Origin of the sequence: Fictibacillus gelatini DSM 15865 (assembly GCF_000430745.1) — a bacterium.
GTDB classification, from domain to species: Bacteria; Bacillota; Bacilli; order Bacillales; family Fictibacillaceae; genus Fictibacillus_A; species Fictibacillus_A gelatini.
This window is the reverse complement of the sequence record NZ_KE387229.1, coordinates 51,610-77,158: the sequence shown is the minus strand read 5'-3', so window position 1 is coordinate 77,158 and position 25,549 is coordinate 51,610. Positions and strand designations below refer to the sequence as shown.

Below are 25,549 nucleotides of genomic sequence, written 5' to 3'. Positions count from 1 at the left end.
GAAAATTGATCGTAATTCAACAGATTTGAGATATAATTCAACGAATTTAAATTAAATGGAGTAAATCTCGTACGGGCTCTAACAGTGGATGAAGCAATCCGCTATCCAGCTTTTTTAAAAGATTGGCAGTGTCGTCTTTATTTTTCTTTTCCTGCTGCGCAAGTGCCTCGCGTTTTTTCTCATTTTCATGGATGGTTTTCTTCACATTATCCAGTTTGTCATAGAGGGTCTTTAGCTTCTCAACGTTTTTCCGGTTAGATTGAAGTACTTTATCCATTTGTTTCACTTGTTTTTTTAGTAGCCCAAGCTGTTTTACCTCTTGTTCTAATGATTGCTTCACCTTTTTTTGATCTTCGGCTAATTGTTCCAGTTTCTTTCTCAGATCGTTAACCGTTGATGGTAATAAAAATAGGGAATCTACTCTTCTCGTTGTCTCATCTAACGTCTTGTTTATACCAGTCATTTTATCCAACGTCGCCGTCATGTCCTTTCTGAGGGATTCAGTTTTCTTGCTGAGATCGGCTATTTCTTTCAGCCAATTGTTTATCGTCTCTTGATCTAAGCCTCCTTTTGTTGGATCCGGCAATGCATCGCCAGGATTGCTTCCTCCTCCTGAATCAGGCTTAGATTCTGAATCGCCGGCATCTCCTGTGTCAGGCACAGTTCCTGAATGGCTGGAATGGCCAACATCTCCTGTTTCTGACCCTTTTCCAGATTCACCATCTATACCACCTTTATCCGGTTTTGAACTGCCATCCTTTTGTTGATCATTATCGTTAGAAGAACTCTTTTTTGAACGATGGCCTTCTTTAGATGGTTCCTTTTCATCAGATGGACAAAATAAAGGAAGCGATTCTTTTTTCTTTTTATCTGAAGAGTTGAATGAATCACCATTCATTAAACCGCGTAATACAGAATTGGTCGGCGGCTTCTCAATTGAAGCACTTTTGTTCGTAGTCACCAGCGAAAGTTGGCTCATATCTAACGTTTCAGCATGCATCGAGTGGCCGACGAGCGTTACATTTTCCAGCCCGACACCCGGGATGCTTTTACCAAGTTGGATACATGCCCCGTCAAATTGAAAACCGGTTGCATCAACGGACATTTGATGTGCATGGACGGGTTGACTTGAATGAATCGTAATGGTCATCGGTCCGTTTGGCGTGTTGATTTGTTTCACCATCGTCATATCGTAAATCGTAGCATTCTTATAGTTAAAACGAATCATCAACTGTTTTTTATGATGGGAAGTTTCGCCGGAAACGATCTTCGGAGCGAGCAGGTCACCTTCGATTCGGCCCGCTTTAATGATAAATCCTTCGGTAGGATCAGACGCTGCAAAGCCCGTTTTTACAGGAAAACTTACAAATGCTACGAGCCAACAAATGCATAAAACTAGTGATCCTAATTTTTGATAAGCTTTTTTTACCTTCATGCCATCACTCACTTTTTTCTTATGACGTTTTTCTCCTTTCTTTCTGTATCGCCGTTTTCTTTAAATCTTCACTTACACTTTGAGGAGTCCAGGCAAAGCAAAGTGCGCCACCAATTATTCCAAACACCGTACCAAGTAGTAAGCCTCCTAATGCTCCGATGAGTGACAAAACGGACAGGAAGATCGCGGCAATTCCGATAAATGTCTTGAGTGGCCTTGAGAAAAAAGCGAGAATGCCTAAGATGAGCAATAAACCGCCAAAAATGAAGCCGATAAAGGCAAATGTGCCGGGTAAAAAGGCAATAGGTGCCATGCTTACCGGAATCCACGTTACAAGACAGCCCGCCAGGCAAATGAATAACGCTCCCCAAAATGGGCGAGACTGGCGCCACGATTTAAATGAACCCATGTTCCCTGCATGTTCCCCTTTCATTTTGTCCCTCCTCATTCCTTACATCTTTTACTTTTTAATTCGCTCAACAGAAAGCTTCATGCCATTTAAGGTTACTGTATTTTGAAACAAGTAATCGGTCTTTAATGTGGCGTTTTTTAAGACGATGCCATCGGCCCCTTGAGTGAACTGTTTTTGCCAGTCATCGCTAAAATGTTCAGCTATCGCCATTTTATTAAAGGTAGCATCTCCGTTAAGCGAACGTGCATCCTGGATTAATCCTGTGATCTTTACAGGCTTGGAAGCGGTAACGGTGATCCGGACCCACTGCCCGTCTGTGACCTGTAACTCTTTCGTAATTTTAAGACCATAAACCGTCAATTCTTTAATCTCGTTACGTCCCATTGGTATGGATTTGTTCTGGCTATTCTCTCCAAGTTTTGGATAGAAGGTGTAACCGTTTCCTTCAAGCTTGTCAAAGCTGACCGTGAAATCGCCGAATCCCGTAATAGGGACGGCGTAGGCTACCCCTGAAACGCCAAGGAAACTGACGAGCAAGCCAAGGAAAAGAAACCCTGAGGCGAGCGCCATCCAAAATTTCTTTTTGTTCGTTCTCCCTGTTGCACGTTCTTGTTGAGAGAAAATCGTTACAGACGCTTTTTCAAGTTCCATACGGTTGATTCGCTCCTCTCGTTTTAAAAAAAATTTTTTTCAACCAACACAACGGGCTGTTTTTGCCGTGTTGTCCCTCCTTAGCAATATGATAGCGTTTCCAATTGAGCCGGCTAGAAATGATGCTCCATTTTCGCTCATACCGCTAGCGGTATAAGCGTTTCTGCGATTATTGTCAGAATAGTATTGCTATTTTAGCAAACTTTATAAAATCCAACAATAACCCGTTATAGTCCATAAAATAAGTGGGAATTTTAATAGTCCGCGAAAACCCTGGCCCTTAAAAAGAATAGTAAAATAGTATGGAATGAAAAATAAGTCGAAAGTTGGATGAATTTCAACACGGAAAACCTCATCATTCACTGAAAAATAATAAAATTTGAAGTAAGATAAGAATACGTAAGGATGTTGTGAGAGGAAGTGGATGAATGAGAGAGAATACAATCATCGGTTTTATTGGAACGGGTGTAATGGGAAAAAGCATGGCGCTCAATTTGCTAAAAGCGGGCTATCCGGTGCATATTTTTACCCGGACGCGTGCTAAAGCAGAAGATTTGCTCATAAACGGGGCAACATGGGAAGAGTCCCCGAAGTCGCTTGCGGAAAAGGCGAACGTGATCATCACCATGGTTGGCTATCCGTCTGACGTTGAAGAAGTGTATTTCGGTGAAGAGGGCATTTTTGCCGGGGCAAAACCGGGGACGTATGTCATTGATGCGACGACTTCGAGCCCGAAACTCGCTAAAAAGATTGCGGAGCGGGCAAAGGAATTGAAGATGCATGCGCTTGATGCCCCGGTTTCTGGCGGCGATGTCGGTGCCAGAGAAGCAAGGCTCTCCATTATGGTTGGCGGCGAAGAGGAAGCATTTAATGAAATGCTGCCGATTTTTAAAACATTAGGGACGAATATTGTGCTTCAAGGAGAAGCCGGGGCAGGGCAGCATACGAAAATGTGCAATCAAATCGCAATCGCCTCAGGGATGATCGGGGTATGTGAGGCGCTCCTTTATGCGGAGAAAGCAGGGCTTGATCCAAATACGGTACTAAAAAGCATTGAGACGGGAGCGGCCGGAAGCTGGTCATTGTCAAACTATGTACCGAGGATCATCAACGGTGATTTCAGCCCTGGCTTTTATGTGAAGCATTTTATAAAAGACATGAAGATCGCGCTTGAATCCGCGGAAGAAATGGGGCTGCAGGTCCCGGGCTTAAGCCTTGCGAAGCAGCTATACGAAGAGCTTGCCCAAATGGGCGAAGAAAATAGCGGGACCCAGGCACTGTACAAACGATTAAAGCAATGATAAGAAAAGGCGCCTATCCATTCATTGGATAGGTGCCTTTTTCTATTTAAAGCGAAATCCGGCTAAGATGTTCTCTTTACAATGAATTTACATTCGCTTTATTTCCACTTAATACTGAAGGCGTATCATGAAACCCTGCAAAACGAATACTGGTTTTGGACTTTTGCAGAAAAAGGAGCAATATGTCAAAAAGGCGGGTGGAAAAATGGTCTCCTCTAATAGGAACAAAATCATACTCCTTACCAATCGATATCCCTTTTTTCCCGGTGAGCAATTTTTAGAGACGGAAATGAAATATATTGCCAATTTATTTGAAGAAATTCATATTATTCCAGCTAACGGAAGTGGTAAGAGAAGAGATGTGCCAAAACAAACCCGGATTCATTCAATCTCCGGGGAATCATCAAAGGCAAAAAAGCATATTGGCCGTCTATTCACTGTTATGTTTGACGGACAGGCAAGAAGATGGTTCATGAAGGATGCAAAAAGGGCTATAAAAATGGGTCCGAAAGCTTTATTGATTTTAATCAACTGGCTTGGACATGCCGTGCGTATTCGAAAATACATTGAAAAACAGTGGCTAAAGAATAACGGGGATGCTGAGGAATGCTTGTTTTATTCGTATTGGCTAACGCCTTCAGCGGTAGCGCTGGCGATGATTAAAGAAAACTATAAGCATATACAGGTCGTTTCGCGTGCCCATCGCGGCGACTTATACGAAGCGGACCACGTTCCGCCTTATTTGCCGCTGCAGCGCGAAACGATTCGGCATCTTGATTCCGTCCATCCGATATCTGCCGATGCGAAACGTTACTTACTGAAGAACTACAGTGAGGTGAATGAAAAGTTTTACATTAGCCGCCTGGGCACGGAAAGCCCTCAATTTATGGCAAGAAGTTCACAGGACGGAACTTTCCGGGTTGTCACCTGTTCATTTATGAAGCCTGTCAAAAGACTTCATTTATTGATCGAAGGATTGAAATATTCAAAACGAAAGATTCATTGGACCCATATTGGCGATGGAGATTTGCGGACTGAGATAGAAGAAAAGGCAAAAAAAGAGCTTCCGCCAAATGTGAGCGTTGAGTTTAAAGGCCAGCTCGATAATCGGCAAGTGTATGAATTTTACAAAAGCCATCCGGTTGACGTTTTTATCAATGTCAGCTCAAGCGAAGGGATCCCAGTTACGATCATGGAGGCGTTTAGCGTGGGAATTCCAGTGATCGCTACAAATGTTGGAGGCGTAAAAGAAGTGGTCAATGAACATACGGGCATTTTGCTTGATCCAAATGTATCGCCAGAGCGGCTAAATGAGTGTATCGAAACGTTTATCGGATTGCCGGAAGAAGAGAAGAAAAAGTATCGCCTAAATGCCTATAAAATGTGGCGGGAACGCTATAACGCCGAGCAGAATTACAACACCTTTTTTAGGAATTTAAAACGATGGGATTTTCGTTCACATGGGTGATAACCGAAGCTTTTTACAAAATAGTTTTCTGACGTTTACAAGGCAGATTGCCAATATTGCCATCGGTGTTTTGCTCTTAGTTGTCCTCGCCCGCATTCTTGGGCCGGGGAGACAGGGGAAATATTCACTGATCACATTGCTTCCGACGGTTCTATTGACTTTCCTTACTCTCGGGATCAATACATCGACGATTTATTATGTCAGCAAAGGCGAAGTCGAGTTAAATACGGTTTATAATAACAACATTTTGAGCGGCCTTTTTCTCAGTTTCATCAGTATGATGGTTGGCGCTGTTGTCATCTACTTTTTTTCCGACCATTTTTTTAACCAAACGCCGCACGTGCTGCTCTATTTTTGCTTGCTTTCATTGCCGTTCATGTTCTTGCGGGAATTTTTCCAAACCGTTTTTCAAGGGCTGCAAGATTTTAAACTGTACAACACGGCGATGGTGATCAATCAATTTTCCATCCTTGCGTCCATTGTGCTATTTACGCTTGTGTTAGGGTGGGGGCTTGTAGGAGCGATTTCGGCGTTTATTTCCGGGAACCTCATTACGGTTATGTTCATGATCCGGGCGCTGAAAAAGCAGCATAAGTTGAAGGCAAGATTACACTCATTTTCTTTCGCTTACTTTAAAAAATCCGTGAAATATGGATTGAAAGTACACATTAGCAATTTTGCGAGCTTTCTCAATTATCGAATCGTCATTTTTTTGATCGGATATTTCATGGTCGACAGTGCCGTCGGGATCTATGTGACGGCGATGAATATCGGGGAGCGCCTGACCATTTTTGCGGCGTCGTTTTCGAATGTGCTGTATCCGAAAGTCGCATCCTGTGAGTCGGAAGAAGAACGGAACCGGCTAACATCGGTCGTCAGCAGAAACATTTTGGCCCTATCGGTTTCATTGGCCATCATCGGCGCGCTCGTCGCAAAGGATTTGATCGTTTATTTATTTGGCGGGGAATACAGGGAGAGTGCTGGTTTGTTGCAAATCATGCTCCCCGGCATTGCCTTTTTGTCGGTTGAAAAAATTCTATCAAATGATATTGCGGGAAGAGGGAAGCCGGAGCTTAACATGTATCTTTCCATTTTCAACGTTGGATTCAATTTCATATTGAATGTTTTTCTCATCCCGAAACATGGATTGGCCGGGGCGGCGCTGGCTGCCACGATAACGTATTTTGTCAGCTTCATATGCAAAGCGTTCATGTTCCGCATAGTGACAAAAGAGCCGTTTCATCGTTTTCTTCTCATAAAAAAAGAAGACATCCGATTGTACAAACGGGCGGCTATGAAGGTAAAACTGAGGCGCCATGCCTGAGGTAAAGCGATGCGGCACTTTTCTAACAAAGATGAAAGGACCGGTTTCTTCATATTCCGTTTACAATCTCTTAACGTAACCTTTACCGTCCAGAAGCTTGAAATATTGTATGGTGGAACTATAGATAGAAGTTTAAAAATAAACCGTTTTTCTTACGTACACTAACGATTGAATCAAAGGTTGTGAAACATAATTTATGAAAATTTGTCATTTAACTTCTGTCCACCCCGCTGATGACATCAGAATATTTGTCAAAGAATGTTGTTCCCTCCGTAAAGCCGGACATGATGTAACGCTCGTGGCGACAAATACGGAAAGCTGCATCCGCAATGGCGTAAAAGTGGCCGGGGCCAGGTCAAACGCGAATAACCGGCTCGTGCGCATGATCAAGGCCTCCTGGGCTGTCTATAAAGAGGGATTGGCCCAGGGCGCCGATATTTATCATTTCCACGATCCCGAGTTGATCGGAATCGGGCTCTTGCTTAAATGGAAAGGAAAAAAAGTCATTTATGACGTGCATGAAGACGTTCCTGAGCAAGTGTTGTCCAAACAGTGGATTCCAAAGCCGCTCCGGAAATGGGTTTCATCTTTTGTAAAAACCATTGAAAGATTTGCTTCCAGGCGCTTTGATGCCGTCGTTGCGGCGACGCCAACGATTGGTGAAAGGTTTCAAACCTATAATCCAAATACGGTAATCATTCATAATTTCCCGATTTTACAAGAGTTGCTAAAGGAGAAAAGCGTTTTAGAAACGAACGGCCAGGATCGGAGGCATTTCATATATATTGGCGGAATTACCTATTTGCGCGGCATCAAGCAAATGGTGGAGGCAATGGACGTTCTTAACCGCCGGAGCGAAGAGAAGCTTGTTCTTGCGGGCAACTTCAGCCCGGAGCCATTGAAAGATGAAGTGAAAGAATTGCCAGGCTGGCGATTTGTGGACGATAAAGGCTGGCTGGATAGAGAAGCCGTCGTGGAACAGCTAGCGAAGGCGCGCGCCGGGCTTGTGCTGCTTCATCCCGAGCCAAGATATATGGTGTCGTACCCGATTAAGCTCTTTGAATATATGGCGGCGGGAATTCCATCCATCGCCTCGAATTTTCCGTTATGGCGCGAATTTGTCGAAGGGAATCAATGTGGGATTTGCGTAAATCCTTTACATCCTGAAGAGATTGCGAAGGCGATGAAATGGCTTATCGACCACCCCGAAGAGGCAAGGCGAATGGGGGAAAACGGAAGGAAGGCTGTAATTGAAAAGTACAATTGGGAAAAAGAAAGCGAGGAACTCGTCCGTTTGTATGAATCGCTTCATCTCCCAAACGAAGCGGTTTTGGACATAAGTTAAAGCAATTAAACGATTTGAAAAAATATCCAAAAAAGGTGGCAATAAGAAATGGAAAACGCGATGATGCAAATGAATGTACCGATGCTTGATCTAACCGAACAATACGCAAGCCTTAAACAAGAGATCAATCAAACGCTCGAGGAGATTATTTCCGGCTCCCGATTTATTTTAGGCAGCCATGTTAAACAACTTGAAGAAGACATTGCAACGTTCAGCAATGTTCACTATGGTATAGGGGTTGCCAGCGGAAGCGACGCTTTGCATATTTCTTTGTTGGCATGCGGGATCCAGCCTGGCGATGAAGTCATTGTGCCTTCGTTTACGTTCTTCGCGACGGCAGGGGCAGTGGCGCGGGCAGGGGCCATTCCGGTGTTTGTTGACATTGACCCAAAAACGTACAATATCGATCCTGAAAAAGTAAAGGAAGCGATCACAGATAAAACCGCGGCCATCATACCGGTTCATTTGTATGGCCAGATGGCGGATATGGATCCGATTGTGGAGCTTGCGAGAAAGCATCATTTGGCCATTATCGAAGACGCCGCACAGGCCATTGGCTCAGCATATAAAGGGAAAAGCCCCGGGGAACTGGGAACGGCGGCATGCTACAGCTTTTTCCCGACAAAAAACCTCGGTGCATACGGGGACGGCGGCATGATCGTCACAAAAGACGAAGAAATCGCCGAGACGGCAAAGGTCATCCGCGTGCATGGAAGCAAGCCGAAGTATTATCACCATATTCTCGGGCTAAATAGCCGTTTAGACGAATTGCAGGCTGGCGTTTTGAATGTGAAATTCCGGTATTTAAAGAGATGGAATGAATTGCGCACGGAAAAGGCCGGCATCTATACATCCCTTTTCTCCGATTACTTGAAAGAGGGTGTTGTTACGCCATATGTTGAAGCGCACAATGAACACGTGTTTCATCAATATACGATTCGGGCCGAGCGCAGAAATGAGCTGCAGCAATTTTTAAAGGAGCGGGGCGTCAGCACAATGGTTTACTATCCTCAGCCGCTCCACTTGCAGCCTGTTTTTCACGAGTTGGGCTATCAGCCAGGCGATTTGCCAGAAGCAGAAAGGGCGGCACGGGAAGCTCTCTCATTGCCGATGTTTCCGGAATTGACATTGGAACAGCAAGAATATGTCGTGGAGCAAATTGCTTCATTTTACAACAAATAGAGGGGGCTACGAAATTGACAGTGCAACTAGGGCAAAATGTTGTTATCAGAACGGATGTTACATTTGGCGACAATGTCATCATCGGCCATAATGTCGTCATCTATGATGGGGTTTCCATCGGCGAAAACTGCGTCATCCAGGACAATGCCGTGATCGGAAAGCAGCCGTTGAGGGCAAAAAATTCGGCGCTGCCTGAATTAAAAACACTTCCCCCGGCGAAAATCGGTTCAGGGGTGACAATTGGCACATCTTCTATCATTTATGCAGGTGCTGTGATCGAAAACGATTGTTTTATAGCCGATCTCGCGACGATCAGGGAGCGGGTGGCTATAGGCCATCAAACGATCGTTGGCCGCGGGGTTGCAGTCGAAAATGATTGCGTGATCGGAAAGAAATGCAAGCTCGAGACGAATTGCTACATCACGGCATACTCAGAACTTGAAGATTTTGTTTTCGTCGCTCCGGGTGTCGTGACAACCAATGATAATTTCATGGCAAGATCGAAAGAACGATTTGATCATTTCAAAGGGATTACGGTTAAACAGGGCGGCAGGATTGGGGCAAATGCCACGATTTTGCCGGGTAAAGTGATTGGGGAGGATGGAGCCGTTGCCGCCGGGAGCGTCGTGACAAAGGACGTTCTCAAGGAAGAAATTGTGGCGGGCTGTCCGGCCAAAAAGCTGAGGGAAGTCCCTCAAAACCAGCTGTTGAGAAATCAAGAATGACCCGGATTGATATGGCCGCCCTGAAGAAAATGAGGGCGGCGGCCTCCTTCAACGGGGAAGTTGTGGAAAGGGGCATATGAAATAATGTTTAACCTTTGGACCCTCATCCAGTCTAAGTTTGTTCAAATCATACTAGCAGTCTGTTTTTCATTGTTTGCAGGAACCATTCTTACAAGCCATCTTCCATTTCAATCGGCAAAGCTTATGGCGGGGCTCTCCGTGATCTATCTGGTGGTCTTAATCGGCGTATGGCACCTTAGAAAACAGATCGCCTCACTATCATTGCCAGCGTTCTTGCTCTATTTGTTAATCATCAGCTCTTTTTTGGGGGCGGCCGTTCTTAACATTCAAGTAGGGCCAATCAGTCTATTTCCCTATCGAATGATCTATCTCATGCTGCTGTTTGTGACGGCCATTTTCATCGCGCAAAATAGAATCCAACTGGACTTTCGGCGGGTAAAGGTAAAACCGGCATTGCTTTTTCATCTTTTTTGGGTGGTATATGCCATTGCATCGCTAAGTTGGTCACGTTCGCTTAAAATGGGGGCCCTGTCCATTATTTTCCTGGGGATTGGAATTTCCCTTATCTTTTTTATCGTTTTCTTTTTTCAAGAACAGAGCCATTTTCGGCATCTGTTTTATATATGGATTGGCATGTTTCTCCTGCTTGTTGCGATTGGCCTTTGGAATCATGTCACCCATCTCTATTTGCCGGTTTCGAGAATGAAGATGGCCCCGGCTGATCAACATGGCATCCCGACAGCCGTATTTGTTAATGAAAATGATTTTGCGAGTTTCATAGCGGTTAGTTTTTTTCTGCTGCTTTCTTTTGTCCACCGGGCAAAGCATCTCGCGTTTAGATGGATAGGAGCCGTTTTCCTTATCTTATCATTGTATATTCTTCTCTTGACGTCATCGAGAGCCAATTTTATCGCAGTTTGCCTTGGGATGGGCTTTTGGTTTTTATTTTTGGCAAGCCGAAGGGCGAAAGTCGGGCTGATGGTCATTGGTTTGGCGGGAGGTGTTCTCCTATCGGCCATCTATACAGAAAAAGTGCTGGAGTTCATTCATTTTGCCAAACAGATCGTCGATAGTTTAATGATTGGCCCAGCGAAAGAAAATGCATCTGTTGACATTCGCTCCAACTTGATCAAAAATGGCTTGCTGTTTTTTCAACAAAGCTTCGGGTTTGGAATTGGACCCGGAAATGCAGAGTTTTACATGGGGCACTTTGGCAAATATCCGACAGCTGGAATTGTCAATGTCCATAATTGGTGGGTCGAAATATTGGTCAACTATGGGATGGCGGTTTTTGTTGGCTATATTTTGCTATATGCCTGGATTATTTGCCGGCTCATTTTTATATTCAAGCAGGCAAGAGGCTGTGACCGAATGATCAGCGAAGGCCTGATCGGCGGCATGATCGCATTTTCCCTTTCATGCATCAGCCCGAGCTCACAAATTGCCCTAAATTATTTATGGCTATTGTTCGCATTTGCGATTGGATTTATCAATTATTGGAGAATAAAACATGAAGGAGTCGTCTATGGACAGCGAATTGAAAAACTCGATTAATAGAATAATGGGGCGATTGCGGAAGTATTTCCTTCTCTTTTTATTGGTCCCAGTTTTAACGACGGTGGTTGCCTATTTCACAGCAGTCATGTCTTCCTCTTCGTATGAGGCAACGGCCAAAATATCGCTTGGCCAATTTGATAATTCTTCCTACAATACAGTGGCTAAAGCAAAGCAGTTAATCACAAGCAAGGAGTTTCTTTCCGACATTGATGGATTAGACAAAAAAACGGATGGACTCAAAGACAACTTGGACATTTTGCAAGAGTCAGACACGATTATGACCGTTTCATTGACAGATGGAAACCAATCGAATGCTAAAAGGATGTTAAGGCAAATTGTCGATGCATTTTTGCAAAAAAGCGATTCTGAAAAAGACAAGTGGACCGCCTTGTTGCAGCAAAAAATAAACCAGGTTAAGAATTTGAATGTTTCAAGCGACGAGGGGAAAGTCAACCGGGAAAAATTGTTGTTTGAATTACAATCCAGTTTGTATAAAGTGAAACCTGCGGAAATCATTGATCAGCCAACGATCGTTCCTTTAAAGGCAAATCCTTTGCATCAAGCGGCATTAGGATTACTGATCGGAATAATGCTTAGCGCCACGCTCTTATTGCTACCGGAGATTTTCAGGGAGCGCCATGAAAATAAGGAAGTCGGCGGAATTATGACTTCAATTGAATAAAATTCGAAAAGTCCATTCCAAAAGGATGGACTTTTTCTAGTGCCCCTTCTAAAAAAGTGAGCATCCTTATTTTAAGAACACCTTGTTAGATCTGCGAAATGAGGAAAAACGGTCACGAATCGTTACATCATTTAAACTGGTTTCGTTCTCGGACAATAAGTGCTCTTATTTAGACAATAAATCATCCGGTTTAGACAATAAAATTTTACTTTTGGACAATAAGCGAAAAAACTACTCATTTTATTGTCCGACACAGGCCATTTATTGTCCGATGGAATCGATTTATTATCGGAAATCCACTGTTTATTGTCCAAATGCCCTGAAATTAGCACTACTACTGAAGAAGTTTGATCCTGTTTTTTGCTTTCATCTTCTTATCTTTTTTACAGGTGAAAATTGATTCTTGAAAATAAGATCTTTCTTAGCTGAAGGGGCTTCGGGTCCCCGGGTTTTTTAATGGAGATCTAGCATTTCTAAAGAAGTGTCGGTTGATGGACGGTTTCCTTTAGATAGGAGAACAGCTTATCTTTCAGTTCATCGCGTTTCAAGGCAAAGTCGATGGAAGCTTGCAAGATCCGAACTTATCACCAACATCATAACGATTGCCCTCGATGATGTACGAATAAACGTCTTCATTTTCCAATAAAGTGTCGATCGCATCGGTTAGCTGAATTTACCCTTCCGCATCCTGCCTTCCGTTTTCCAATATGGCGAAGATTTGCGGGCTCAATATGTAGCGCCCGATAATGGCCTGATTAGATGGCGCTTTTTCAATGGATGGTTTTTCGATAAGCCCATTAATTTTATATAAATCTTCAGATTTCCGGGAGGGGGCAACGATCCCATATTTGCTGACGTCTTGTAAGGGCACTTCTTTTACGCCAAGGATCGTAGACCGGACATTATTGAACTGGTCTATCATTTGCTTTAGCGCGACACGCGGCTGTCGATAATGTCGTCTCCAAGAAGGACGGCAAATGGCTCATCCCCAATGAATTTTTTTGCGCACCAAACGGCATGGCCAGGGCCTAAAGGCTCCTTTTGGCGGACATAATGAATGTCAACCATGTTGGATATATTCTCAACGATTTGAAGGAGCTCCATTTTCCTGTTTTTTTCAAGCAATAGCTCCAATTCCACGGATTTGTCAAAATGGTCCTCAATCGCCCGCTTGTTCCGTCCGGTAACGATGATAATATCTTCAATTCCCGATTTCACTGCTTCTTCTATAATATATTGAATCGTCGGTTTATCTACGATCGGCAGCATTTTTTTGGCTGGGCTTTCGTTGCAGGGAAAAAGCGGGTGCCAAGCCCCGCTGCCGGAATAACTGCTTTTTTATCAACAATGCTCACTCCTCTATGGTCATTCTTTCAAATGGGAAGCAGCTTCATCACTTGTTGCTATAGTTTCTGTTTTTCGTTTCATTTAAGGAAGCCGTTATTCCGGATATCTTTTTATAAAGCGATAATACCGGTCTGTATTTATGATGGACGAGGCCAATCAGCTCGGCAATGACTTCGGCCATAAGTAGGAGGCTGAACGTGATGGCAATTCCGCCCCAGAGGGTGCTTGCCTCAAAAAGGCAGGCGGAAATGCTGAAGAGCAGGCTGAGCATATAAATGATGCATACCGTGGCTTTGTGGGACAATCCCAGGCTCATTAAGCGGTGGTGCAAATGCCCTTTATCCGGAGAGGAGATGGGCTTTTTATGGGCGATCCTCCTAAGAATAGCGCATGTTGTATCAAAAACCGGCACGCCCAAAATGATGATCGGAACGACAAAGCTAAACAGTGTGACACTTTTATAAAGGCCGAGCAACGATAAAACGGAAATGGAATACCCCAGGAATAAAGATCCCGTATCTCCCATGAAAATTTTCGCCGGATTGAAGTTGTAAAAGAGAAACCCTGACGTAGAACCAATCAATAAAAGAGCCATTGTCAAAATCATCACATGTCCGTGAGTCCCTGCCATAAATGCGATCGTACCGATAACGATGACCGATACTCCGGCGGCCAGCCCGTCAAGTCCATCAATCAGGTTGATCGAATTCGTAATCGCGACAATCCATACTACGGAGGCGATAAAAGCGAAAGCGCCGAGGTCGATTTTTCCGACAAATGGGATGGCCAGGATGTCAATCGTCAATCCGGACTTCGCTACAATCATCCCTGCGCCGATTTGCCCAATGAGTTTCGCTTTTGGCGATAAACCGATTTTATCGTCTGCCATTCCTATCGCAAGGATGATGATCGCTCCTACAATGATTCCCGTCATTTCCTCCTGATAGAGGCCAGAAATGAAATAGCCGACGACTACGCCCGAAAAGATCCCAAGCCCACCCCAGCGGGGCATAATTTGCTTGTGCACCTTCCGCTCGTTCGGCTGATCGGTCGCTTTAAAAAAATGCGCCAATTGAATGATGAATGGTGTAACCACGAGAACCGTCAAAAAAGAAGCAATCGTTGCTGCAATTAATTGGGTGTTCATGTTAACTCCTTGTTTTTCGGGGCTTTGCAATCGTCATTGAACAGCCCCGTTTTCCATGCGTTTCGGAACATATTGTTGATCTTCCAACGTGCAAATAGCCAGGAATTCTTCCGCAAGCCGCTCTATGTCATGATGCTTTTTAACATAGCGAAAGCTTGAGGCGGCGATTTCCAGTTGCTCTTGTGCTGATAAAGACAGCAATTTCTTTAGCCCTTCCGCAAACGCCTTTTCATCCTCAGGCGGCACGGTGATCCCGGCCCCCGCTCTTTCTACGATGTTGTTATACACCTCTCCCGCAAAAAGGATCGGTTTCCCAATAAGTAAATAATCATTTAACTTATTTAAACTAATTCCATATTTGTAAAGTGGTGTATCGAGCATGGACACCATCAGTACATCAGCGAGATTCAGTGTCGGCATGACTTCTTGTTTCGGTATGCCGTCGAAAAAATAGACGTTTTGAAATTCGCTTGCAAGCGTTTTTAAATTCGGCTTTTCAGGACCTTCCCCAATCAAGACATAAGCGACTTCCTCAGGATCTGTCCATTTTGCGCTTTTTACAATTGTTTCAAGAGAGTTGGCCATTCCGTGGGACCCGACATACATCGCCACTTTTCCGTGCTTCTCCTTGATTTTGCCGATGGCGGCAGCAAGCGAAGTTTCCTTTTCTTTTTCAAAAATGCGGCCCATCTGTATTCCGTTTGGGATGACGTGGATGATCCTTTCATCCACGCCGAGGCTTTTAATATAATTAGCCGCTCCCGGAAGCGTAACGATGATTCGTTCGGCCCGCTTGCATACAAATTTTTCAATTGTCCCAAATAGAAGGACCGCGGGGTGCCTCTCAGACATTTGGCCTAAATCAATCAATGTTCGCGGCCATAGATCTCGTATTTCAACAATGTAAGTCGCTCGCTTCCACTTGCTGAGGAAATAGGCGGCAAGGCAGGCGAACAGGTGGACGGAAGATCCGACAATCGCATCCGGCTTTTCCTTCATCCGCATCCCCCTATAAAGCGCCATGAAAAAGTAACTTGCCATATTTAAAATGCGCTTTACGCCGTTTCCTTTATAGGGAAGAGTCCAGACCCATTCAAATTCAACGCCATTGACGTTTTCGCTGTAATTTTTTCTTGCCTTATTCCGCCAGACAAATTTATAGGCTAAAAAGCTGCTGGCAAAGATCCGTAAACGATGCCCTCTTTTCACAAGCTGATGGGCGATATCATAATGTCTCGTAATCCCTGTTTCTGATGGTTTCAATGCAACATGGTTCAATATCCAAATGTTCAAATGGCCTCACTCCAAGTCCGAGACAATAGTTTGATTAAAGCAAATGATAGTTTTTAATTTTCGTTGCCAATCCTTTAAACGCATTTCTCGTGTCGAACAACGTGGTTGTATGTTCGGCAATCATTTCATAGTCGAAATTCGAATGGTCCGTTGTTAAAATGACAAGGTCAGCATTCTCAAGTAGCTCTTTAGAAAGCGGCACTGTCCGAACCATATCTCCTTTATATTTGAAAGAAGCGACATATGGGTCAACAACCGTCCACTCGGAACCTGACTGATCAAGCTGTTCAATAATCGGAAGCACCGGTGATTCGCGCATATCATCAATGTCTTTTTTGTAGGCAACACCGAGTAATACCACCTTTGCGCCTTTTAGTGCTTTTTGCTCCTGGTTTAAAATTCTCATACAGCGGTCAATGACGAAGTCGGCCATGCTGTTGTTGATTTCCCCTGCCGTTTCAATCAAACGTGTATGATAGTGGTATTCTCTCGCTTTCCATGTTAAGTAAAACGGATCAATCGGGATGCAGTGTCCGCCAAGACCCGGCCCCGGATAAAACGCCATGAATCCGTATGGCTTTGTTGACGCCGCCTCAATCACTTCCCAAACGTTGAGGTTCATTTTATGGCATAAAATCGCCATCTCGTTGGCGAGTCCAATATTGATGTTGCGGAACGTGTTTTCCAATATTTTTTCCATTTCAGCGACAGCCGGGCTCGATACTTCATGAATGTCGCTTTCAAGAACCGCCTTATATAATGCAGCGGCAATTTTGGTGCATTCCGGTGTAACGCCGCCGACGACTTTTGGCGTGTTTTTCGTATTGTAGATTTTATTTCCCGGGTCAACCCGCTCCGGGGAATAGGCGATGAATATATCCCTCCCGCACTTCAGGCCGCTTGATTCAATGATCGGCAAGAGCAGTTCTTCGGTCGTTCCCGGATAGGTGGTGCTTTCCAGTACGATAAGCATCCCTTTGTGGACATATTTGGCAATTTCTTTTGCCGAATTTTCAACATAGGAAGTGTCAGGCTGATAATACGTATCAAGCGGAGTTGGAACACAGATCGCAACAGTGTCGACTTCGCGAATGAAGGAATAGTCGGTCGTTGCCGTGATTCGTCCGGCTAGAGCCAGTTCGGCGAGTTCTTCATCAACGACATCGCCAATGTAGTTCACTCCTTCGTTCACCATATTGACGCGGCTTTCCTGAATGTCGAAGCCGATCACTTTAAAGCCAGCTTTTGCTTTTTCCACAGCGAGCGGAAGGCCAACGTATCCAAGGCCAACGACACCAATAACTGCTTCTTTCGTTTCAATTTTTTCGAGCAACGTTGTTTCATTTAGAACTTCTATCATCGTGGAACCTCCTCGTATGTTAGCTTGAAAGGTTGATTCGTTTCGGCTGATTTATACATTGCAAGGACAAGTTCCAATGCCCTCTTCCCGTCAGTTCCTGTTACGGCAGGCTGCCGGTCTTCTTTGATCGCCTGAATCATGTCTTCGATCAAGCATTGATGTCCTGGCTTGCCATAAGGATCCTTTTCAATTTGGCTGACGAAACGGTCGACTTCCTCACGATTCATGCCTTTCACGTCCCAGTGTTCGATGTGTATGGCAGACGGGCCGCCGATCTTGATCGTTCCGTTTTCCGCAAAGATGCTCAGTGATTCTTCGAAATTGCGTGGATAAACGGTGGTTGCTGTTTCGATGACGCCAAGCGCCCCGTTGGCAAATTTAACGAGACCTGTGCATACATCCTCTGCTTCAATGTTTCGCAATCTCGTTGCACTCATGCTAAACACCTCTTGAACTCCACCCATCATCCACAGCATGAGGTCAAGGTTGTGAATGGCCTGGTTCATCAATACTCCGCCATCAAGTGATTTCGTTCCGCGCCATGGCGCCTGGTCATAATAACTCTGGTTTCGATTCCAGCGGACAGTCGCATTCACATGGCTTATTTTTCCGAGCTTCCCGCTTTCGACAATTTTTTTCAGCTCCATCATCGCTGGACGAAAGCGGTTCGGGTGGATGACTGCAAGTTTGACGCTGTTTTCTTCACAGGCGCGGATGATTTGGTCGGTATCTTCAAGCGATAACGCGATCGGTTTTTCAACGATGATATGTTTTTTTGCTTTTGCTGCGCGGACGGCAAGAGCCGCATGGAAACCGCTTGGCGTACAAATATTGATCACATCAATGGCCGGATCATCCAACAATTCGTTGAAATGAATATAGGTTTCTGCATTATATCGATCACGGTAATAGTCCATATGGAAAGGCACGGTATCACATACGGCTGTCAGTTTAGCATCTGGAATTTGTTCAATCGCTTCAGCATGCTTTTTAGCAATATGGCCGCAGCCAACAATCGCGAAATGGATCATGATCAAAACTCCTTTATTTTGTTTCTGACATCTTCATATTCACCTTAACGTATTTACAGGCTCTGCGCGGTTAAGTCTCGGTAAAGTGTTTGTAAAGCGAATGTGAAGAAATATGAAGGAATGTAAAGGCGGATTCAAAAGGAAAGACCTCCTTTCGTGGAATAGGAGGTCTTTCTTGATCTATCAAGTAAATAAAACGTAAAGCACGCCAAAGAGTAGCCAGACGGGTGTGCACATGGCGACACCCCATAGTAAGCCGATCATTACATCACAATTTTCGTTAACGTCCATGCTAGCCTCTCCCCTTTTCGAAGGATTCACTACGGGTAACGATGTTGATTTAAGTTCATGATAAGCTTTAACTATTAAGCCAGATTGATTGGTTTATGAAGATACTGTAAATGTAATGTAATGATTACGAACAATGAAACACCGATATCCGGGATAAGGATATCGGTGTTTTTAATAAACATACGGTCCGATCAGGAACATGACGATCAATACGTCCACTCCAATAAAGTAAGCCACTTTACTGAATAAGCCCCATTCGGCTCCTTTTCCGGCTTTTACTATCGCCAGCGAGAGAAGGCCGATGAAGAGCGGGATGAGATAATGGCTTCCGGCAAAGGTGAGATAGGGCGGCGCGAACGTTTCAAACCGTGCATTAAACAGTTTTTGAATGACATACAATTGGGTGGCGAGATAAAGCGCGATCGCTGTTATTTTCACCCACAGTTTATCATCTTCAATTTCATTGATTTTCACTACATACAAAATGACAAGGAACAGGGCCGGCGGAATAATCCAGACAAAGGCATTCGTCATGACGATAAACGAAACGAGAATAGAGGAAAAAGCATCAATGATGCTATTTTCAAAGTCCGCCTTCGCCATCTTTTGGCTTTCCGCTATTACCTGCTTGTTTTGGCTTGCCCCATAAAGAGTAAATTGATCCCCGCGATTGTTATTCAGCCAAATCACCGTTTTCTTATTTAAATGCATGGCATATTGCGACATTCCGGGTGTCGTGCTGATCCGGGCAGCTACCCATTTCCCTTCTTCTTTTTCCGCTTTATAAACATTAATTGCCTCTTTTTTATGATTAATCGGCCCTGTTGCAGAGAAAAGTAAGGTCGGATCATTCCCCTCAAATGAGACCCTTATATTGTCGGGATTTTCAATCGTCCGCCCGTTTTCTTTATCGCTAAAGAGAATTTTATGAAAAGGCACTTTATTTAATTGGGGAAGAGTCCCTGTTCCTAAATAGGCATAAAACTGTTTTGTCCCTTGTTTCGTCGTGCCTTTGACAAAAGAAACAGCAAGCTTATTACCATCTTCGGCAAAGTGATAGCCGAACATGCTTTCATCGACGCCTTTCGTTTCGGTTAAAACAGGGATTTCTTTGTATCCGGAGCCGCTCTTTTGGAAGTAGGACAGCCTGACTTCCGAGTCGCCTCCCGTTGCGACCAAAAATGAAGCCGAGCCCGGATTGCCGACAACATCCGCGATAAGATGCTTTTCTGTTTTAATAAATGTTTTCTTTAACGTTTCCGGATTTAAAATGTAAAGCTTATTTCCTTTGTAATACATAATAGCGTCCTGACTACCGGCAAGGCTATCAACGTTTTGGTCAATGACTTTTTCGCCGTTTTTTGTAAAAAGAGTCAAGTTCCCATTTGACAGGGCGAACACTTTGTTTTTATTGGCCCAGAACGGACTGTTTTTGTCTGTATGAACACGTATCGATGAAGACTTTTTAACATTAAGCTTATCGTCTACTGTTAAATGCGTCATTTTGCTTTCCGTTGTTGTATAAAGGTCAAAGCCATGATCCCCGCGCCACATGAAAGGGGCTTTATCATCTGAAAGGGCAGGAAGCTGGATAGAGCGGCTCCATTTTTTAGAAGGGAGTTTCGTTTCACCCTTCACATTATGGACGATCACCAAACTGAAAAAAATAAGTATGGCAACTAGAGGGAGGAGAAATCCGGCTATATTTTTATCCGGTTTCTTTTTCATTTTTTCTCCCGTGGCGGAGCTTGCTGTGACATTCGACATGATCATACCTCGCTTTTAATTCTTAAGTATCTGACTAGAAGCATTTCGACAATGGTTTCAAAAATTCCTTTTTTTGAGATTTTTTTGGAGCAAGAAAGTATGCTATAGTCGTAGGAAAGAGGTGAAGAGCGTGCAACAACTACTATTAGAGGAATCATGGGAAAAAGCAATTTCGCAAAAGGACAGAACAGAAATTGAACGGGCGTTCCGGGAAATACATAATGGAGAAGGGATAACGTTTACTCCATTATGGGAAGCGGTGAACCATAAAGGGGAATGGCTTATAACGGTGATCATCAACAATTTTACCAGGGATCCGATCAACTTTGATGGAATTCATTTATCTTATGTAGTGAATGGAAAGGCGGCCGCGGGGTCTACGTTCTACTTGCCATCGCTGGTTGTTCCAGGAAAGACGAGCATGCCCTGGACGTTTATTTTCCCGGTTGGAAGTTTTGAACAGGATTCAGTTCTGGAAAAAGGATCGCTATCCATAAGTTAAGGGCTGCCGAAATTTCTCCGGCAGCCCGTGATATTATCGATAATTAATAAACTGTACGTCAATTGGAAGATCGGCTTCGCGGATAAGAGCGATGATTTGTTGCAGGTCGTCGCGGCTTTTGCCGGTCACGCGGACTTGATCATCTTGAACCTGGCTTTTGACTTTCAGTTTTGAGTTTTTAATGATCGTATTGATTTTTTTCGCGTTCTCTTTGTCAATCCCTTGAACCAATTTCGCCCGTTGGCGGACCGTTCCGCCTGAGGCTGGCTCGACTTTCCCATAGTCCAAGTTTTTAATCGGTACATTGCGTTTAATAAGTTTGCTAATTAATACATCCTTCAACTGCTCCAGCTTATATTCGTCATCTGAAACAAGCGTAAGCTCACCGGTTGACTTATCCAGTTTCAATTCACTTTTACTTCCTTTGAAATCATAGCGGTTAGCAATTTCTTTCATAGCGATATTAATGGCATTATCAACCTCGGAAAGATCGACTTTTGAAACAATGTCAAACGAACTTTCTTTACTCATTTAAGATAAACCTCCTATTCTCGTAATGGTTTCCGACTATATCATTCTACTCAAGTATATCCGAATTTTTAGCGGTTTAAAATGGTTTCGGCTTTTTTACTAGTGCCCTTTCAGTTAAGAAAGTTCTTATTTTCAAGAATCCATTTTCGCCTGTAAAAAATAGAAGGAAAAAACAGGATCAAACTTCTCTAGTGTCGTAGTGTGGTGCTATTTTCATGGCATTTGGACAATAAACAGTGGATTTCCGATAATAAATCGTTTCCATCGGACAAAAAGTAGCCTCAGTCGGACAATAAAATGAGTAGTTTTTTTCGCTTATTGTCCAAAAGTAAGATGTTATTGTCTAAACCGGATGACTTATTGTCCAAATAAGAGCCCTTATTGTCCGAGAACGAAATCGTTTTAAATGATGTAACGATTCGTGATCGTTTTTCCTCATTTCACAGATCTAACGAGGTGTTCTTAAAATAACGAGTACTGAAAACTATTTTTCTAGAAGGGGCACTAGTTCAGCATGGGAGGTGGATTTAAATACCAATTTCGTAGTAATATTTTCTCAATTTATCTAGCAGGTGCAAAATACTAATCACAACGGATTTTTCCAATATTATAATAGATTCGAAAGCTACTAAATTTTACAAGGGGGATTTACATGAAAGGGGAGTCCATCCGCAAGATGGGGCGTTCTTTATTGGCCACGGCTTTAACATTATCCGTTTTGGCTGCTCCTGCCTGGACAAAGGAAGTGAAGGCAGAAAAGCCTCATCAAAAGCCGAAACACGAAGTAAAGCTAAGGCTAATGGAAACGACCGACATTCATACAAACATCGTTGATTATGATTATTACAAAGATGCGAAGACAGAAGAGTTCGGCTTAACGAGAACCGCCACATTAATTAAACAGGCAAGAAAAGAAGTAAAGAACTCGATGCTGTTTGATGATGGTGACTTAATCCAGGGAACGCCACTCGGAGATTATAAGGCAAAGGTAAAGAAGTTGAAAGACGGTGAAATGCATCCTGTTTTTAGAGCAATGAAACTCTTAAACTATGATGCAGCATCACTCGGGAACCACGAATTCAACTACGGACTTGATTATTTAGCGGAAGTATTAGATGATTCTCCTTTTCCATATGTGAATGCCAATATTTATAAGGATGACCATGACAATAATCCAAACAATGATAAAAACTATTTCACACCGTATAAAATTTTAAAAAAGACATTCATTGATGAAAGCGGCAAAAAACAGAAAATCAATATCGGAGTCATCGGCTTTGCCCCGCCGCAAATTACACAATGGGATAAAACGAATCTTGAGGGGAAAGTCATTACGAAAGACATTGTAAAAACGGCAGAGAAATTCGTGCCGAAAATGAGAAAGGCCGGCGCGGATATGATTATCGCCCTTGCCCATTCCGGAATCGGCGATGGCAAATATTCAGAAATGGAAGAAGATGCAGCCGTTGATTTAGCCGGGGTCAATGGAATTGATGCCGTATTTTCAGGCCACAACCATAAGTTATTCCCGGGCGACTTTAAAGGCATTCCGGATGTGGATAACGATAAAGGGCTCATTCACGGCAAACCGGTCATCATGTCCGGAAAATGGGGCGACCATCTTGGCGTGATGGACTTAACGTTGAAAAAAGAAAAAGGAAAATGGAAAATCGCCGAATCCAACATTGAATTGCGGGCGATTTACGATAAAGTGAATAAGAAAAGTTTGGCCAAGCCGGATCCGTCGATTTTGGCAGCCGTCATTAAAGACCATTTAGGGACGATTAATTATGTCCGCCAGCCAATAGGGGAAACAACGGCGGATATTCATAGCTACTTTGCCTTAGTCCAGGATGACCCGTCCGTTCAAATTGTAACGAATGCCCAGAAGTGGTACATCGACAAAAAACTAAAAGGAACGAAAGATGAGGGCTTGCCAGTATTGTCAGCAGGCGCTCCGTTTAAAGCTGGCGGACGGAACGGCGCGAGCTACTATACGTACATTCCTAAAGGAACGATGGCGATTAAAAATGCCGCCGACCTTTATTTATACGACAATACGGTAGCGACCATTAAGATTACCGGAGCGGATGTGAAGGAATGGCTGGAGATGTCGGCTGGCCAATTCAACCAGATTGACCCGAACAAAGAGGGCGAGCAAAACTTAATTAATAACAATTATCCAACGTACAACTTTGATACACTCGATGGGGTTACGTATCAAATTGACGTCTCGCAGCCTGCAAAGTATGACAAAAGCGGGAACGTCATCAATCCCGACGCCAATCGGATTAAAAACCTTGAGTATAACGGTAAGCCAGTTGATGACAAGCAGGAGTTTATTGTCGTAACCAATAACTACCGGGCAAGCTCTAAAACATTCCCGGGTGTAAAAAATGCGAAAGATGTTCAATTATACCCGGATGAAAACCGGCAAGTTTTGATCGATTATATTACTGAACAGAAGAAAATTGATCCGAGTGCGGATAACAACTGGACGTTTGCCGCAGTCAGCGGCCATCCGAACATCGTGTTCGACTCTTCACCTGATGCGCAAAAAGTCGTTCCAGCAGACGGCTCGATTCGCTATGAAGGGGAAAGCTCCGACGGATTTGCGAAATATTCATTCAAGCTTCCTGCCAAGCAGAAGGAAAATGTGAAAGTTCAGCTGCTCGGAATCAATGATTTTCATGGGCAGCTCGACACATACAATGCGAAATTGAATGCAGGGGGGGCCGAATATTTAGCCGCTTATTTAAAACAGCGGGAGGCGACAAATCCGAATACATTGCTTGTTGAAGCGGGCGACATGGTCGGGGCAAGCTCCCCGGTGTCGGCGCTCCTTCAAGATGAACCAACCATCCGTTTTTTAAACAAGCTCGGCTTTGATGTCGGGACTGTAGGCAACCATGAATTTGACGAAGGCGTAGCGGAAATGCTTCGCCTCATCCATGGCGGTCCCCACCCGAAAACAGAAGGGAAATACGGGCCGTTTGAAGGGGCTAACTTTCCATATGTAGCCGCTAACTTGATAGATGAAAAGACGAAAAAACCGATCCTCGATCCGTACGTCATTAAAAAAGTAGATGGCATTCCGATCGGCTTCATAGGTGTTGTTTTATCCGACACGCCAGGCATCGTCATTCCGAGCGGTGTAGCCGGCGTGCAGTTTACGGATGAAACGGAAGCGATCAATAAAGCGGCAGAGGAGTTAAAGGCGAAAGGGGTCAAATCGATTGTCGTTCTTGCCCACAACCCGGCCAACTCCAATTTTGACGGGACAGGTGCAACGGGAGAATTAGTCGATATCGCGAATAAAATCGATGATGAAGTCGATGTGTTATTTGGCGGGCATAATCATGCGTTTACGAACACAGTTGTTGATCATAAATTAATTGTCCAATCCTACTCGTATGGCACTGCTTTTTCCGATGTAGACCTTGAAATTGATCCGGATACGAAAGACATCGTTTCGAAAAAAGGCGAAATCGTTACAACGTACCGGGATAAAATTCAACCCGATGCTGATATAAAAGCGATGGTTGATAAATATAAAGAGGATGTTGCCCCGATCATCAATGAAGTAGTCGGACATGCAGCAGAGGCGATTACCCGGGACCCGAATGCGGACGGCGAAATAACGTTAGGAAACTTGATCGCCGACTCGATGAAGGCGCAAACGGGCACGGACTTTGCGTTTATGAACCCTGGCGGCATCCGCTCTGATATTAATGCCGGGGACATTACATGGGGCGAGTTGTTTACCGTTCAACCGTTTGGCAATGATCTTGTGAAAATGGAACTGACCGGCGAACAGATTAGAAAGATTTTTAACGAGCAATGGGCCGATCCAACAAGGCCGAGATTTTTGCAAATTTCGGGATTAAAGGTGACGTACGACGATTCCCGTCCGGCTGGCGATCGTATCGTCGACATTACCTTCCCGGACGGCAAACCGATCGATCCGGCGAAAACGTACACAATTACGACAAACAACTTCCTTGCCGGCGGAGGCGATAGCTTTTTGACGTTTAAAGAAGGCAAGAACCAGGTTGTTGACATCGTCGACCTTGACGCCCTCGTGAAATATGTTAAGGCAAAAGGGGAAGTCAATCCGAAGTTCGAAGGCCGGATTACGAAGTTGAATAAGTAAAAGAAGGAGGGTGACTCGACTGTC

General features: G+C 44.0%; 19 protein-coding genes and 1 pseudogene. 10 read left to right on the top strand and 10 right to left on the bottom strand.

Going from position 1 to position 25,549, the window contains the following annotated elements:
- Nucleotides 1-46: 46 nt before the first annotated feature.
- The 3 genes from H538_RS0118525 to H538_RS0118515 are packed head-to-tail and all read right to left on the bottom strand — an operon-like array spanning nt 47 to nt 2,498.
- Nucleotides 47-1,435: a hypothetical protein gene (locus H538_RS0118525; RefSeq protein WP_026678837.1), complete on the bottom strand. Its 1,389-nt coding sequence runs from the start codon at nt 1,433-1,435 to the stop codon at nt 47-49.
- 19 nt (nt 1,436-1,454) lie between these two features.
- A complete protein-coding gene (locus H538_RS24425) occupies nt 1,455-1,868 on the bottom strand; it encodes a DUF6114 domain-containing protein (RefSeq protein WP_051291563.1) in 414 nt (137 codons plus the stop codon).
- A 27-nt stretch (nt 1,869-1,895) separates the two neighbouring features.
- Nucleotides 1,896-2,498: a DUF6230 family protein gene (locus tag H538_RS0118515; RefSeq protein ID WP_051291562.1), complete on the bottom strand. Its 603-nt coding sequence runs from the start codon at nt 2,496-2,498 to the stop codon at nt 1,896-1,898.
- A 428-nt stretch (nt 2,499-2,926) separates the two neighbouring features.
- On the opposite strand from H538_RS0118515, the gene H538_RS0118510 reads away from it, so the two are divergent.
- The 8 genes from H538_RS0118510 (at nt 2,927) to H538_RS0118470 (ending at nt 12,103) form a co-directional block, all read left to right on the top strand.
- Nucleotides 2,927-3,799, top strand: coding sequence for an NAD(P)-dependent oxidoreductase (locus H538_RS0118510; RefSeq protein WP_026678835.1), 873 nt, complete (start codon nt 2,927-2,929; stop codon nt 3,797-3,799).
- Nucleotides 3,800-3,926: 127 nt separating this feature from the next.
- On the top strand, nt 3,927-5,267 hold the full coding sequence (locus H538_RS0118505; RefSeq protein WP_026678834.1) for a glycosyltransferase: 1,341 nt from the start codon (nt 3,927-3,929) through the stop codon (nt 5,265-5,267).
- A complete protein-coding gene (locus H538_RS0118500) occupies nt 5,260-6,591 on the top strand; it encodes a flippase (protein WP_026678833.1) in 1,332 nt (443 codons plus the stop codon). Before H538_RS0118505 ends, H538_RS0118500 begins: the two co-directional genes overlap by 8 nt.
- Before the next feature lie 196 nt (nt 6,592-6,787).
- Nucleotides 6,788-7,936, top strand: coding sequence for a glycosyltransferase family 4 protein (locus tag H538_RS0118495; protein ID WP_026678832.1), 1,149 nt, complete (start codon nt 6,788-6,790; stop codon nt 7,934-7,936).
- A 69-nt stretch (nt 7,937-8,005) separates the two neighbouring features.
- On the top strand, nt 8,006-9,118 hold the full coding sequence (locus H538_RS0118490) for a DegT/DnrJ/EryC1/StrS family aminotransferase (protein ID WP_026678831.1): 1,113 nt from the start codon (nt 8,006-8,008) through the stop codon (nt 9,116-9,118).
- 20 nt (nt 9,119-9,138) lie between these two features.
- Complete coding sequence (locus H538_RS0118485; RefSeq protein WP_081412723.1) at nt 9,139-9,843, top strand: N-acetyltransferase; 705 nt, start codon at nt 9,139-9,141, stop codon at nt 9,841-9,843.
- 84 nt (nt 9,844-9,927) lie between these two features.
- The gene (locus H538_RS0118475; protein WP_026678829.1) at nt 9,928-11,418 is read left to right on the top strand and encodes an O-antigen ligase family protein; all 1,491 of its coding nucleotides are present in this window, start codon (nt 9,928-9,930) and stop codon (nt 11,416-11,418) included.
- Nucleotides 11,375-12,103 (top strand): Wzz/FepE/Etk N-terminal domain-containing protein, encoded by a 729-nt coding sequence (locus H538_RS0118470; RefSeq protein ID WP_154658032.1) that lies wholly within the window; start codon nt 11,375-11,377, stop codon nt 12,101-12,103. The genes H538_RS0118475 and H538_RS0118470 overlap by 44 nt, the downstream gene beginning before the upstream one ends.
- A 473-nt stretch (nt 12,104-12,576) precedes the next feature.
- On the opposite strand, the pseudogene galU reads toward H538_RS0118470, so the two are convergent.
- From galU to H538_RS0118435, 6 genes and pseudogenes are all read right to left on the bottom strand, one after another.
- Nucleotides 12,577-13,452: pseudogene (galU, locus tag H538_RS24420) on the bottom strand (UTP--glucose-1-phosphate uridylyltransferase GalU).
- Between the two features lie 44 nt (nt 13,453-13,496).
- Nucleotides 13,497-14,597, bottom strand: coding sequence for a glycosyltransferase family 4 protein (locus tag H538_RS24415; RefSeq protein ID WP_051291560.1), 1,101 nt, complete (start codon nt 14,595-14,597; stop codon nt 13,497-13,499).
- A gap of 33 nt (nt 14,598-14,630) precedes the next feature.
- A complete protein-coding gene (locus tag H538_RS24410; RefSeq protein ID WP_035351557.1) occupies nt 14,631-15,890 on the bottom strand; it encodes a glycosyltransferase family 4 protein in 1,260 nt (419 codons plus the stop codon).
- Between the two features lie 34 nt (nt 15,891-15,924).
- Nucleotides 15,925-17,250 carry a nucleotide sugar dehydrogenase gene (locus tag H538_RS0118450; RefSeq protein WP_026678827.1) on the bottom strand — a complete coding sequence of 442 codons (1,326 nt, stop codon included), beginning with the start codon at nt 17,248-17,250 and terminating at the stop codon, nt 15,925-15,927.
- Nucleotides 17,247-18,281 (bottom strand): Gfo/Idh/MocA family protein, encoded by a 1,035-nt coding sequence (locus H538_RS0118445; RefSeq protein ID WP_035351554.1) that lies wholly within the window; start codon nt 18,279-18,281, stop codon nt 17,247-17,249. The genes H538_RS0118450 and H538_RS0118445 overlap by 4 nt, the downstream gene beginning before the upstream one ends.
- A gap of 462 nt (nt 18,282-18,743) precedes the next feature.
- Entirely contained in the window at nt 18,744-20,339 is a 1,596-nt protein-coding gene (locus H538_RS0118435; protein WP_026678825.1) for a hypothetical protein, read from the bottom strand.
- Between the two features lie 130 nt (nt 20,340-20,469).
- Between H538_RS0118435 and H538_RS0118430 the strand changes: the two genes are divergently transcribed.
- Complete coding sequence (locus tag H538_RS0118430) at nt 20,470-20,841, top strand: SLAP domain-containing protein (protein WP_026678824.1); 372 nt, start codon at nt 20,470-20,472, stop codon at nt 20,839-20,841.
- A 33-nt stretch (nt 20,842-20,874) separates the two neighbouring features.
- On the opposite strand, the gene H538_RS0118425 is transcribed toward H538_RS0118430, so the two are convergent.
- Nucleotides 20,875-21,372, bottom strand: coding sequence for a YajQ family cyclic di-GMP-binding protein (locus tag H538_RS0118425; protein ID WP_026678823.1), 498 nt, complete (start codon nt 21,370-21,372; stop codon nt 20,875-20,877).
- 652 nt (nt 21,373-22,024) lie between these two features.
- Between H538_RS0118425 and H538_RS0118420 the strand changes: the two genes are divergently transcribed.
- Entirely contained in the window at nt 22,025-25,525 is a 3,501-nt protein-coding gene (locus tag H538_RS0118420; protein ID WP_035351551.1) for a bifunctional 2',3'-cyclic-nucleotide 2'-phosphodiesterase/3'-nucleotidase, read from the top strand.
- Nucleotides 25,526-25,549: the final 24 nt, after the last annotated feature.

Bases quoted from the DNA above. Each gene is read 5' to 3' on its own strand.
- H538_RS0118450 (WP_026678827.1), bottom strand. From the start codon at position 17,250: ATGATAGAAGTTCTAAATGAAACAACGTTGCTCGAAAAAATTGAAACG.
- H538_RS0118510 (WP_026678835.1), top strand. From the start codon at position 2,927: ATGAGAGAGAATACAATCATCGGTTTTATTGGAACGGGTGTAATGGGA.
- H538_RS0118425 (WP_026678823.1), bottom strand. From the start codon at position 21,372: ATGAGTAAAGAAAGTTCGTTTGACATTGTTTCAAAAGTCGATCTTTCC.
- H538_RS24425 (WP_051291563.1), bottom strand. From the start codon at position 1,868: ATGAAAGGGGAACATGCAGGGAACATGGGTTCATTTAAATCGTGGCGC.
- H538_RS0118495 (WP_026678832.1), top strand. From the start codon at position 6,788: ATGAAAATTTGTCATTTAACTTCTGTCCACCCCGCTGATGACATCAGA.
- H538_RS0118445 (WP_035351554.1), bottom strand. From the start codon at position 18,281: ATGATCCATTTCGCGATTGTTGGCTGCGGCCATATTGCTAAAAAGCAT.
- H538_RS0118500 (WP_026678833.1), top strand. From the start codon at position 5,260: ATGGGTGATAACCGAAGCTTTTTACAAAATAGTTTTCTGACGTTTACA.
- H538_RS0118420 (WP_035351551.1), top strand. From the start codon at position 22,025: ATGAAAGGGGAGTCCATCCGCAAGATGGGGCGTTCTTTATTGGCCACG.
- H538_RS0118475 (WP_026678829.1), top strand. From the start codon at position 9,928: ATGTTTAACCTTTGGACCCTCATCCAGTCTAAGTTTGTTCAAATCATA.
- H538_RS0118525 (WP_026678837.1), bottom strand. From the start codon at position 1,435: ATGAAGGTAAAAAAAGCTTATCAAAAATTAGGATCACTAGTTTTATGC.
- H538_RS0118490 (WP_026678831.1), top strand. From the start codon at position 8,006: ATGAATGTACCGATGCTTGATCTAACCGAACAATACGCAAGCCTTAAA.
- H538_RS24415 (WP_051291560.1), bottom strand. From the start codon at position 14,597: ATGAACACCCAATTAATTGCAGCAACGATTGCTTCTTTTTTGACGGTT.
- H538_RS0118515 (WP_051291562.1), bottom strand. From the start codon at position 2,498: ATGGAACTTGAAAAAGCGTCTGTAACGATTTTCTCTCAACAAGAACGT.
- H538_RS0118505 (WP_026678834.1), top strand. From the start codon at position 3,927: ATGAAACCCTGCAAAACGAATACTGGTTTTGGACTTTTGCAGAAAAAG.
- H538_RS0118470 (WP_154658032.1), top strand. From the start codon at position 11,375: ATGAAGGAGTCGTCTATGGACAGCGAATTGAAAAACTCGATTAATAGA.
- H538_RS0118435 (WP_026678825.1), bottom strand. From the start codon at position 20,339: ATGTCGAATGTCACAGCAAGCTCCGCCACGGGAGAAAAAATGAAAAAG.